Here is an 11439-nt window from a genome sequence, read left to right as displayed (position 1 = left end):
AGGAGCTGGCCGTCCTCGAGCATCTTGACGATGACGCCCTCCTCGAAGGGCCCGAAGACCTTGCCCGAGCGGCGGCGCACGTGGAAGCGGCGGCCGGTGGCGGCCTTGGCCTTGTTGGCCCCGCTGTCCTTGGCGGCGTCGTCGATGAAGCTGAGCATCTCCAGGCCGTCGGCCGTGCCCGGCGAGGCCATGGGCGGCAGCGGCGAGGAGAGGTCGGCCTCGAGGTCATCCCCGGACGAGCGCGTCGGCGAGGTCGGGTCGAACTCGAGCGAATCGGGGATGGAGGCCGGCGCCGCGGGCATGGCGGGCGGGGGCTCGGAGAAGTCCATGCCCATGTCCACCGCGGTGGGTGCGGGCTCCGAGAAGTCCAGGTTCGTCACGTCACCCTGCGGCAGGGCGAACGGGTCATCGACCTGCGCGGCGGCGTACGGGTCCTCGGCCGGTGGCGGCAGGGCGAACGGATCGGCCTCGGGCGCGGCGGCAGGAGGAGGCAGGGCGAAGGGATCATCGACCTGCGCGGCGGCGTACGGGTCCTCGGCCGGCGGCGGATGGGCATGCAGTGCGAAGGTGTCCACCTCGGCCGTGGTCGGCTGAGGCATGTCGAACGGGTTGGCCGTGGCGAAGCCGTCGGACTGGGGCTCGGCGGCATACGCGTAGGGCTCCTCGGACGGAGGAGGAGGCAGGGCGATGGCGCCGCCCTGGGGCTCGGCGGCATACGCGTAGGGCTCCTCGGAGGGCGGAGGAGGCAGGGCGATGGCGCCGCCCTGGGGCGCGGCGGCGTACGGATCCTCGGCGTAGTCGAAGCCCTGCGAGGTGCCCGCGTAGCCATCGGAGTAACCGTCGGAGGCGCCGGGCAGCGGCACGGCCTCGCTCTCCGGCGGGAACCCACCGCTCGCGTACGGGTCGCTCGCGCCCGGCAGCGGGATGGCCTCGCTCGCGGGGGCCGCGGAGGCGCTCACGTTGTACGCGAGATCCGGCGCGGGCTGGGACGCGGCGTAGTCGTAGCCCGCGGAGGGCGCGGTGGCGCCCGGCAGCGGGATGGCCGCGCTGTCGCCGTAGGCCGCACCCGGCATGGGGACGACGCGGGTGGCCTCGCTCTCGGCGGGCTGCTCGTAGCCGTTGTAGCCCGCGTACGGATCCGCCGCCGGAGGCGCGTTGGGGGCGGGCAGCGGGACGGCGGCGGGCGCGGCTACCGCATCACCACCGGGTTTGATGGGGAAGGTGTTCTGGCACCGTGCGCACTTGAGCTTCGCGCCGCCCGGCGGGATCCGCTTGTCATCGATGTTGTAGTTCGTCTGGCAAGACGGGCAGGAGACTTTCATGGGTTTCCTTCAGCGGGGGTCACGGGCGCGAACGGCCGCACTGACCCGCGGCGAGGCGCAGGTTATCAGAGGCATTTTCCGGGCGGCAAAGAACGCGACGGCCGGATCGGACACATCCCTGGCGGGTGGGCAGGCAGGCAGGGGAGGGCTTCCAGGCGGACAGTGTGACGTTCCTGTTGCTCCACGTGGCGGCGAAGGTGGTAGACGGGCTGCTGTATGGAACCCATCGTCATCCTCGGCGCGGGCCTCGCGGGGTTGTCCGCCGCGCACTTCCTCCAGCGCCCCTGGCGCCTCATCGAGAAGTCCGATCGGGTCGGCGGCCTCATCAAGACCGAGGTCATCGAGGGATGCTCCTTCGACCCCACCGGGCACTGGCTGCACCTGCGAGACCCGGAGATCAAGGAACTGGTGAACTCCCGCTGGCTGCCGGGGCAGATGGTCTCCATCCAGCGCAAGGCGGCCATCTTCTCGCGCGGGGTCTTCACCCGCTTTCCGTACCAGGTGAACACGCACGGCCTGCCCGCCGAGGTGGTGGCGGAGAACCTCATCGGCTACGTGGAGGCGGTGTACGGGGAGAAGGGCCGGGCGCTGCGTGAGCGCGAGCCGCGCGACTTCGCCGAGTTCATCCTGCGCTACATGGGGGAGGGGTTCGCGAAGAACTTCATGTTCCCCTACAACAAGAAGCTGTGGACGGTGGACCCGTCCGAGCTGTCCGCCGAGTGGGTGGGGCGCTTCGTGCCGCGGCCCTCCTTGAAAGAGGTGGTGGACGGGGCGCTGGGCGTGGGGAGCGACGCGCTGGGCTACAACGCCTCCTTCCTCTACCCGCGCGAGGGCGGCATCGAGGCGCTCGCTCGTGCCATGCGGGCCCACCTGAAGGGTGGGGAGCTGGACGTACACACCGAGCCCACCGCCATCGACTGGAAGGCCCGGAAGGTCACCCTGTCGGACGGGCGCACGCTCGGCTACTCGCACCTCCTCTCCACCATCTCGCTGCCGGGGCTGGTGCGGCTGGTGGCCAAGGGAGCTTCCGGCGTGCCCGACGAGGTGCTGGCCGCCGCCGGCCGCCTGCGCGCCACCACGGTGACGTACGTGTGCGTGGCCGCCCGGGGGAAGAACCCCCATCCCTGGCATTGGATCTACCTGCCCGAGCCCGAGTTCAAGACGTACCGCATCGGCTCTCCGTCGGCGGTGTACGAGCCGCTGGCGCCTCCGGACACCTCCACCTTCTATGTGGAGTACAGCCACCACGGCGAGCTCTCCATGGCCCAGGCCGAGCGGTACGCGGTGGAGGATCTGGTGCGCTCGCGGATGGTGAACTCGGCGGACGACATCCTCTTCTCGCAGGCGCGGGAGATTCCCCACGCCTACGTCCTCTATGACGAGGCCTACGGGCCGGCGAAGACGGAGATCCTCCGCTTCCTGGAGCACGCGGGCCTGCTCACCGCGGGGCGCTACGGGCAGTGGGAGTACTCGTCCATGGAGGATGCCATCCTCGGCGGACGGGCCTGCGCGCGCCGGTTGAACGGCTCGACGGAGCCCGGGGGGCGTGCTACGTCGCACGGCTGACCATGGCTTCGTCCCCGTTCCTCTCCATCGTCATCCCCGTCTACAACGAGGCGGCCATCGTCGCCTCCGCCGCGGCGGAGCTCAGCCAGGGACTCGACGCGCGCGGCTGGGACTACGAGATCATCTTCGCGGAGAACGGCTCGCGCGACTCCACGCCCCAGATTCTCGAGGGCCTGTGCGCGGCCAACCCGCGCCTGCGCTGGTTCCACTCGAATCGCCCCAACTACGGCGTGGCGCTGAAGGCCGGCATCGAGAAGGCGCGCGGCACCTACGTCTTCTGCGATGAGATCGACCTGTGCGATCTGTCCTTCTACGACGCCGCGCTGCCGGTGCTGGAGAAGGGCGGGGTGGACATGGTGGTGGGCTCGAAGGCGGCCAAGGGCGCCAGCGACCAGCGGCCGGTCATCCGCCGCGTGGCGACGCGGGTGCACAACGGGCTGCTGAAGGTGGCGCTGGGCTTCCAGGGCACGGACACACACGGACTGAAGGCCTTCCGGCGCGAGGCGCTGCTGCCGGTGGTGGAGAAGTGCGTGGTGGACATGGACGTGTTCGCCAGCGAGTTCGTCATCCGCGCCTGGCGTGAGGGGCTGCGGGTGGTGGAGATCCCCATCCAGCTCCAGGAGAAGCGCCAGCCCTCCATCCACCTCTTCAGGCGCGTGCCCAATGTGCTGAGGAACGTGGGCAAGCTCTTCTACGTCATCCGCATTCGAGGCACCTGAGGAGGCGAGGGTGGCGCGGCGGCTCGCATCCATCTCCGTCGACCTGGACTCGCTGCCGCACTACTGCCGTATCCACGGCCTGTCCGAATCGTTGCTGGACGCGCGGGCGCGGGGGCTCGTCTACACGACGGCGGTGCCCCGGTTGCGGGAGCTGCTGGCGGCGGTGGGCGTGCCAGGGACGTTCTTCGCCATTGGCGAGGACGTGGCGGCGGACGCGGGGGCAGCGGCGGTGCTGCGAGCCGCGCACGAGGCGGGCGTGGAGGTGGCGAGCCACAGTTTCTCGCATGACTACGCGCTGACGCGGCGCCCGCCCGAGAGCATCCGCGAGGACCTGCGGCGCGCGGACGAGGTGCTGGAGGCGGCCACGGGCACGCGGCCGGTGGGCTTTCGCGCGCCGGGCTACACGCTCAACGCGGCGCTGTACGCGGCGACGGTGGAGCGCGGCTACCGCTACGGCTCGTCCGCGTTCCCCGCGGCCCCGTACTACACGGCGAAGGCGGCGGTGATGGGGGCGCTGTCGCTGCTGGGGCGACCCTCGCGGGCGGTGCTGGACTCGCCCCGGGTGCTGCTCGCGCCGCGCATGCCCTACCGGCCGGACCCGGCCCACCCCTACCAGCGGGGCACGGGCGCCGTGCTGGAGCTGCCCATGGCGGTGACGCCCGGCGTGCGCTTCCCGCTCATCGGCACCTTCGCCACCACGCTGCCGCTGCCCGCCGTGCGCGCCGCGTACCTCGCCTGTCGGCATGATGCGTTCTTCAACTTCGAGCTGCACGCGGTGGACGTGCTGGACGCGGAGGACGGCATCCCCCCCGAGCTGGTGCGCCAGCAGAGGGACCTGCGGGTGTCCGCCGCGCACAAGCTGGAGCGGTTGAGGACCCTCTTCGGCTGGTTGAAGTCCGACTACGACGTGGTGACGCTGCGGGACGCGGCCTCCGCGCTCGCTCAATCTCCCAGGTAGCCCTCCAACGTCTCGCTCCGCTGCTGGTGGCTCGCGAAGACGGGGGCCGTCCGGGTGAGGAACACGGCGAACGTCGTGTCGTCACGGTAGTCGTCCAGGCCCTTGTCGACGAGCTCCTCGCCCCGCTCCTGGCCCTTCTTCACCTCGGCCAGGAAGGCCTCGTCGAACTCGTCACCACTCAGGACCCTCAGCGCGTTGCGCGTTTCGAGGAACTCCGTCACCTGCTCGTCGTACTTCTTGTTGTACGCGTCATCCCCCGACTCCAGGCCCCGCTGCATGCCCTCGAGGCCCGCGCCTCCGATGGCCTGGTCCCCCATGGTCAGGTCCACCCGGGTCAGCGACATGGCCTTGGACTCGGCCAGTCTCTCCAGCTCGTCCTGGTTGCGCTGATGGTCCCGGATCAGATCCTCGGCGAAGCGCCGCACCTCGGGATGGGTGGACTTCTCCAGGGCGACATGCGCCAGCACGATCTGCTCCTGGTTCAGCAGGGAGAGCTGGTCGGCGAAGCGGACCTTCTCGGCGAGGGCCTTTCCCACCTTCTCGCCCCGGATGCGTGCCTGCTTCGTCTCGTCATGGGCACAGCCCGCGCCCAGCCCCAAAACCGCCACCAGCCCCGCGCTCCACAGCCATCGCCGTATTCTCATGTCCCCACCTCCTGACGGTGAAAAGCTGGGGCGGGGAGTGTCGGCTCACAAGCGCCTGGGGCAGGCGGCGCGGCGAGCGCCCGGCCAGTCCGTGACACCTCGAATACGAGCCGGAAGTCGCTTCGCTTGTAGACGTCTACAAGCGACCGTCCCATTCAGCGGACTGTGTGTCTGGGGGTTGGACCCGCTGGCTGCCTCCTCCTTCCGTAAGTCCTCGGAATGAGACGTTTCATGCGTTGGCGCGCCAACTGCTGTGTCCGTGCTCGCCGCGATTCAGCGGCCCTACCCAAGACAAAAGCGGGGGAAGACACATGCGACTGATGCACGCGATGGGTTCCGACATGACGCTGGAGCAGGCTCGGGACGCGATGAACACGCTGGTGAGGCAGGGCAGCACCGCCGCGCACCAGATCGGCACGATCTACAACCATGTCGTGAACCGGAAGCTGGCGGAACTGGCCGGGTACAAGAGCGCCCAGGACTTCTTCACCCAGCAGGTGAAGGCGCTCTCGCAGGCCACCTTGAGCACGTACGGCGCCGTGGCCCGGACCTTCCCGGAGGCGGTCTGCACGCAGTATGGCGTGTACCACCTGCGCGCGCTCATGCGCTACGTGGAGGTCACCGGCGACGTCCTGAACTCGGACCCGGGGACGCTGGGCATCGACGTGCCGCAGGAGGATGGCAAGGTGCTGCGCAAGCCCTTCAGCGACTGCAGCGTGGACGAGATGGAGCGGGCCCTGCGGGCCAAGAAGGCCCCGACCCCGGTGCGGGTGCCCGTGCCGGACCAGGCGCGGCTGCTGTTCTTCGAGGACAGCATCTTCCGCAACTTCAGCGGGGTGGCCGAAGTCCGCTTCACCTCGAACAGGCAGGACGAGAAGACGCTCCTCAACGTGCAGGGCGTGCCCATGTCGGAGGTGCCGCGGCTCATCCAGGCGCTCCAGCAGGGCCTGGAGGCGCAGCCCTCCCTCGCGGCGAAGTAGGGGCCACGCCTCCGTGTGAGGTGAGGTGAGCGGGCGGGGAGGGACGCCGACCAGACATGGCCGGTGTTCCCTCCCCGCCGTCGTACAACCTGGGGAATCAACCCGGTGGAGGTGACGGCGGAAGTGGTTTTGCGCTTGCCCCCGCGAAGGAGCCTCCCCTAGCCTGCGCGCCTGCTCGTGGAGGCCGCGCGTGCGCCCTGTTTCCTGGCTCCTGCTGTCCCTCCTGCTCTCCACCCCGGCCATCGCGCGGGACGGCTCCAGCGGGCCCGCGCTCCAGCGGCGCACCCTCGTGTCGCCCTCCCGGCCTGCCCAGGTACCACCCTTGGAGTTGCACGTGGCGGCGGGCGTGGCCACCCTCGTGCGCTTCGAGACGTCCTCGCGCCCCAAGGCCCCGGTGCTCGCGCGAGACGACGGACGCATCCAGCTCGTCCCCACGGGGGATGGCTCGCTGGTCCTCATCCTCACCACGGACCTGGCCCTGGACGAGCAGGTGCTCCTCTCCGTGCCCACCGAGGGCAATGCCGAGCCCCTGCGCTTCGCGCTCGTCACCCGGCGTGACGCGGTGGACCTCCAGGTTCGCGTGGTGCGCGCCCAGCCCTCCACCGAGGAGGAGGGCGTGGAGAGCGTGGCCCGGAGCCTCTTCGCGGCGCCGAATGCCCGCGCCACGCTCGCCGTCCCCCAGCAGGTGGTCGAGTACAATCCACGGTGCTCGTTCGGACAGGTCGAGTCCGTGCTCTGGATGGGCCGGCGTCTCTTCGCCACCGTGGCCCTGCGGAACTGCAAGAGGGATACCTCCGCGTGGACTCCGGCACAGGCGCGGCTGCGGGCGACGCTGGCGGATGGCGGCCTCCTGGAGTGGCCCGCGCGGCTCCTCCCGGGCGCGACGCGGAAGAGGCAACTCCACATCCTCACCGGCCTGCTTCCGGAGGGCGCCTCGCGCTTGGAGGTGGCGCTGGACGAGGCGGACTCTCCCGGCGAATTCCAACCGCTGCCCCTGGCGGGGACGGCCGGGCGTCCATGAGCGAGCCCCTGCACCCCGACCAGCTCCGAGCGGGGCACGCCGTGCGGGACTTCCGCGTGGTGCGCCGGCTCGGCGTGGGCGGCTTCGCCTTTGTCTTTTTGATGGAGCGCGAGGGCCGCTCCTTCTCCATGAAGGTAGCGGCTCGGCCCGCCTCGGAAGCGGACGAGGACCGGGTGGATGAGTGGATGCGCCGCGAGGTGCTCTCCCTGGAGAGCGTGGTGCACCCCCACCTGCTGCCGGTACTGGAGTGGGGCCGGTGGCCCGACCCGGAAGCGGGCTACGGCTACTTCGTTACCCCCTATGTCGCCGGGAGCACCTTCCACGCCTGGCGCTGGCGCGAGCGCGCCTCACTGCACCGGACCGTGGGCGTGCTGTGCGATGTGCTCAGGCCGTTGGAGGCCCTGCACGAGCGAGGCATGTGCCACCGCGACCTCAAGGCGGACAACGTCCTGGTTCGCCAGGGGGATGATTGGCCCTTCCTCATCGACTTCGGCGCGGCGCACCTGCCCGGAGCTCGCCCCCTGACGGAGGGGCTGGCACCGGGCACGCTCTACTGTCAGCCCCCGGAGGCCATCGCCTTCCTGGTGTCCAAGGCCGCGCGCCAGGGCTCTCGCCTGCCGTCCCGGCCGGCCGCGGACCTGTATGCCTTCGGTGTGCTGCTGTACGAGACGCTCACCAATTGCCGTCCCTTCAGCACCCAGCTGTCACTGGAGGAGTTGCTGGTATCCATCGCCGCCACGCCGCCCCTGGAGCCCCAACGGCTCGCTCCCGATGCACCCGCCTCGCTGTGCGCCCTGGTCTGGCGGCTGCTGGCCAAGGAGCCCGGACAGCGGCCACTGAGCGCCCGCGCCGTGCGCGAGGAGCTCGAACGGCTGCGCAAGGAAGAAGGACACACGCCCGTCTGGCAGTCCCCGGCGAGGCCGCCTTCCGAGGACGCGGGAGTGAAGGAGCGGTTTCCGGACGTGGACCTGTTGGAGGACGTGCGGGAGGCGCTACCAGAGCCACCGCCCCCCCCTCCCTCCGTGGAGACCCCTTCCCTCACGCTCCCGCAGAGGGCCAGCCGCTGGCCCCGGCTCCTGGTCGCGCTGGCCCTGGGACTGGGACTGCTCGGGCTAGGTTGGGCACTCTTCTCCGAGAAAGGAACGCAGTCCGTGCCCGCTCCCCACAGCGCAGCTCCCGACCTCTCGCCCACCTCGACGCCAGTCCCCTCGCGCCTGTGCGCGCTGCTCACCAACATGCTGGGCGTGGCCGCCGCGCAGCTCGCCGGGTGCGCCACCGCTCCCGTGCGACCCGACCCCATCGGCTACTTCGCACGTTGCTCTCCCGAGGCCCGGGCCACCCCCGTCAAGCTGGGCCTCACGCCCGAGGAGAATCCTTCCTTCTTCGACTCCGGCACTCCGGCCTCGGACGAGTCCATCCGGGATGGAGGCTCTCTCAACCTCAAGCCCGGTCCCGTCACCGCCACCATTTACGTCGAGATGAAGGGGCAGGAGGTGGAGATGCGGGTGACGGGTGAGGCGATGACGATGCCCCACCGCGTCTACATCCAGTTCGACTGGCTGCATCTGCCGGACGGCAGCTCGCTGCCCATCTGCGGCGTGGCGGTGGATGGCCTGCACCAGTACGGGCTCCCCACGTACGCGAAGCTGCCCATCCGACGCGTCAAGGTGGACCCGGCCAAGGTGGACAAGAGTCCCGGCAGCGTGGTGCTCAACCACCCGCGCTTCGAGATAGTGCTGGTCGGCCCGGAGGGCTACCCCGTGCCCCCCATCGACTTCGCACCGCCGGATTGGCGCTGAGGCTCTCGACGACGCCAAACGTGAAAACGGCTCCGAGGCGCTCCCGCTTGTAGACGTCTACAAGCGATGTGGGGTAAAATGCGACATCGCTTGTAGACGTCTACAAGCGAAGCGCCCCCGGAGGCTTTTTTCCGGATGACGGCGACAGACGGCTCTCCGGTGATTTGGCGTTCTGGCGCGGCGGCGAGAGGGGACGAGGCTCGGGGCCTCCAGCCAGGGCTCAGGTGTCTTCCTCGAGGTATGGGAGGGGAGTCAGACCGAGCCGGGCGCAAAGCGCGTCGAGCGTCACCTCGCTGCCCTCTTCGTTGTCGCGGAGTACCTCCCAGCGGCGGGGCCGATGGTGTAGACACGCCCCATGCTCGAGCAGGTCGGCGACAAGGTGAAACAGGAGCTCCGCGAGTGGACGGAGCGCATGGTGGGGCCGGAGCGCAAGGAGCGCCTCCAGGCACTCGCCCGCACGGGCAATGAGTACGGGGTGGATCCTTTCGGCTTCAACCTCGACTACAGCCTGTCGGCGCTCGCGCCCTTCTTCTGGCTCTACCGCAACTACCACCGGGTGGATGCCTACGGCGTCGAGAAGGTGCCCAAGGGCCGCGTCCTCCTCGTCTCCAACCACTCCGGCCAGCTCCCCATGGACGGCGCGATGATCGGCGTCGCCATGCTGCTGGAGGGGGACCCGCCCCGCGCCATCCGCAGCATGGTGGAGAAGTGGGTGCCCTCGCTGCCCTTCGTCTCCACCTTCATGGCCCGGGTGGGGCAGATCGTCGGCACCCCGGAGAACTGCCGCCGGCTCCTGGAGTCCGACGAGGCCATCCTCGTCTTCCCCGAGGGCATCCGCGGCATCTCCAAGCTGTGGCCCCAGCGCTACCAGCTCCAGGACTTCGGCCTGGGCTTCATGCGCCTCGCGCTGGAGACGGACACCCCCATCGTCCCCGTGGCCGTGGTGGGCGCCGAGGAGCAGGCCCCCGCCCTCGTGGACGTGAAGCCCCTGGCGAAGTTGCTCGGCTTCCCCGCCTTCCCCCTCACCGTCACCGGGCTGCCCCTGCCCCTGCCCACCAAGTACCGCATCTATTTCGGAGATCCGCTGCGCTTCACCGGCCGCCCGGACGACGAGGACACCGAGCTGGACAAGAAGGTCCGCACCGTGAAGGCCTCCATCCAGTCGATGCTCAACCAGGGTCTCAAGGAGCGCCGGAACGTCTTCTGGTGAAGCCCCCGGCACGCGCGCCATGAATCAGGATTCTTCCAAGAGACCGGCCGTCGTCATCACCGGCATCAGCGGCAACCTGGGGCGGACCCTCGCCAAGCTGCTGCACAAGCACGAGCGCATCATCGGGATCGATCGGCGCCCCTTCATGGGCAAGCCGAAGGATATCGAGATGCACCAGTTGGACCTGCGCAAGAAGAAGGCGGAGGACGTCTTCCGCAAGAACGACATCCGCGCGGTCATCCACATGGGCATCATGCACGACCCGCGCATGAGCGGGGAGGAGCACCACTCCTTCAACGTCGTGGGCACCACGCGCCTGCTGGAGTACTGCGCCCGTTACAACGTGCCCAAGGTGGTGGTCCTCTCCTCGGCCAACGTCTACGGCCCCAGCCCGGACAACTCCAACTTCCTCACCGAGGACGCGCCGCTCATGGCGGCCAGCCGCTTCTCGGGCGTGCGCGACCTCATTGAAGTGGACATGCTCGCGCATGGCTTCTTCTGGAAGCACCCCAACATCCAGACGGTCATCCTCCGGCCCGTCCACATCGTGGGCTCCACCATCAAGAACGCGCCCAGCAACTACCTGCGGCTGCGCCGCCCGTGGGTGCTCGCGGGGTTCGATCCCATGGTGCAGCTCATCCACATGGAGGACGTGGCGCGCGCCATGATGGAGGCCGCCCTGCGCCCCGACCCCAAGGGCGTCTACAACGTGGTGGGCCCCGGCGAGGTGCCCCTGTCCTCCATCCACCGCGAGCTGGGCCACACCGCCATCCCCGTGCCCCACCCCGTGGCCCGCCCCCTCCTGGGCCTCCTCTTCAAGTACCGGTTGGCCAACTTCCCCCCGCCCGAGCTCGACCACATCCAGTTCCTCTGCAACGTGGACGGCGTCCGCTGGCGGAAGGACGTGGACTGGAAGCCCCGCTACTCCATGCGGGAGACCATCCGCTCCGTCATCGGCGAGTAGGGGATTTCCCTCACGGCGCCCAGGCCCTCCCTGACGCGCAGGTCAGGGGGCCGAATCATGGGCTTCCGGGGGCGTACTGACACCGTTGTCAGGGCCCTGGGCTTTTCCGACAGGAGGCCCTTCCGACGCTGGGCCCGCAACCCCTTGATATCTCGGGGAAGTCGGGCCGGTGAGGGGCTGGCACCTGCCTTGCTCTAGAGGCAGGCATGGTGAGGGGGTTCCATTGGGGAACCTTCGACGCCCACCGCCTCGGCCG

Annotated in this window: 10 protein-coding genes; 8 read left to right on the top strand and 2 right to left on the bottom strand. The window is 69.6% G+C overall.

The annotated features are described in order from the left end of the window. Positions 1-1322 (bottom strand): zinc-ribbon domain-containing protein (locus VF794_RS30260; protein WP_331116418.1); only part of this gene is annotated, 1322 nt, incomplete at its 3' end. Between the two features lie 216 nt (positions 1323-1538). On the opposite strand from VF794_RS30260, the gene VF794_RS30255 reads away from it, so the two are divergent. The 3 genes from VF794_RS30255 to VF794_RS30245 are packed head-to-tail and all read left to right on the top strand — an operon-like array spanning position 1539 to position 4565. Continuing rightward, positions 1539-2888 carry a protoporphyrinogen/coproporphyrinogen oxidase gene (locus tag VF794_RS30255; RefSeq protein WP_331116417.1) on the top strand — a complete coding sequence of 450 codons (1350 nt, stop codon included), beginning with the start codon at positions 1539-1541 and terminating at the stop codon, positions 2886-2888. A gap of 2 nt (positions 2889-2890) precedes the next feature. Then, positions 2891-3607, top strand: coding sequence for a glycosyltransferase family 2 protein (locus VF794_RS30250; protein ID WP_331116415.1), 717 nt, complete (start codon positions 2891-2893; stop codon positions 3605-3607). A 10-nt stretch (positions 3608-3617) separates the two neighbouring features. Then, positions 3618-4565: a polysaccharide deacetylase family protein gene (locus tag VF794_RS30245; protein ID WP_331116413.1), complete on the top strand. Its 948-nt coding sequence runs from the start codon at positions 3618-3620 to the stop codon at positions 4563-4565. Here VF794_RS30245 and VF794_RS30240 read toward each other — a convergent pair. Then, positions 4550-5209, bottom strand: a complete 660-nt coding sequence (locus VF794_RS30240) for a DUF4142 domain-containing protein (protein ID WP_331116411.1) — start codon at positions 5207-5209, stop codon at positions 4550-4552. The two genes, VF794_RS30245 and VF794_RS30240, sit on opposite strands and share 16 nt — an antisense overlap. A 311-nt stretch (positions 5210-5520) precedes the next feature. Between VF794_RS30240 and VF794_RS30235 the strand changes: the two genes are divergently transcribed. The 5 genes from VF794_RS30235 to VF794_RS30215 all read left to right on the top strand — a co-directional run bounded on the left by VF794_RS30235 (position 5521) and on the right by VF794_RS30215 (position 11183). Next, positions 5521-6189 (top strand): hypothetical protein, encoded by a 669-nt coding sequence (locus VF794_RS30235; RefSeq protein ID WP_331116409.1) that lies wholly within the window; start codon positions 5521-5523, stop codon positions 6187-6189. Positions 6190-6379: 190 nt separating this feature from the next. Then, complete coding sequence (locus VF794_RS30230) at positions 6380-7210, top strand: DUF2381 family protein (RefSeq protein WP_331116407.1); 831 nt, start codon at positions 6380-6382, stop codon at positions 7208-7210. Further along, the gene (locus VF794_RS30225; protein ID WP_331116405.1) at positions 7207-9009 is read left to right on the top strand and encodes a serine/threonine-protein kinase; all 1803 of its coding nucleotides are present in this window, start codon (positions 7207-7209) and stop codon (positions 9007-9009) included. The genes VF794_RS30230 and VF794_RS30225 overlap by 4 nt, the downstream gene beginning before the upstream one ends. Positions 9010-9364: 355 nt before the next feature. Beyond that, on the top strand, positions 9365-10219 hold the full coding sequence (locus VF794_RS30220) for a lysophospholipid acyltransferase family protein (RefSeq protein WP_331116403.1): 855 nt from the start codon (positions 9365-9367) through the stop codon (positions 10217-10219). Positions 10220-10238: 19 nt separating this feature from the next. Beyond that, the gene (locus tag VF794_RS30215) at positions 10239-11183 is read left to right on the top strand and encodes an SDR family oxidoreductase (RefSeq protein WP_331116401.1); all 945 of its coding nucleotides are present in this window, start codon (positions 10239-10241) and stop codon (positions 11181-11183) included. Positions 11184-11439 lie beyond the last annotated feature (256 nt).

The sequence above is a fragment of the Archangium sp. genome (genome assembly GCF_036389735.1).
Lineage (GTDB): Bacteria > Myxococcota > Myxococcia > Myxococcales > Myxococcaceae > Archangium.
The sequence above is the reverse complement of the archived record's forward strand: the minus strand, read 5'-3'. Positions and strand labels throughout refer to the sequence as shown.

Coding starts and splice junctions, on each gene's coding strand:
- VF794_RS30255 (WP_331116417.1), top strand. CDS start 1,539: ATGGAACCCATCGTCATCCTCGGCGCGGGCCTCGCGGGGTTGTCCGCC.
- VF794_RS30250 (WP_331116415.1), top strand. CDS start 2,891: ATGGCTTCGTCCCCGTTCCTCTCCATCGTCATCCCCGTCTACAACGAG.
- VF794_RS30240 (WP_331116411.1), bottom strand. CDS start 5,209: ATGAGAATACGGCGATGGCTGTGGAGCGCGGGGCTGGTGGCGGTTTTG.
- VF794_RS30235 (WP_331116409.1), top strand. CDS start 5,521: ATGCGACTGATGCACGCGATGGGTTCCGACATGACGCTGGAGCAGGCT.
- VF794_RS30225 (WP_331116405.1), top strand. CDS start 7,207: ATGAGCGAGCCCCTGCACCCCGACCAGCTCCGAGCGGGGCACGCCGTG.
- VF794_RS30220 (WP_331116403.1), top strand. CDS start 9,365: ATGCTCGAGCAGGTCGGCGACAAGGTGAAACAGGAGCTCCGCGAGTGG.
- VF794_RS30215 (WP_331116401.1), top strand. CDS start 10,239: ATGAATCAGGATTCTTCCAAGAGACCGGCCGTCGTCATCACCGGCATC.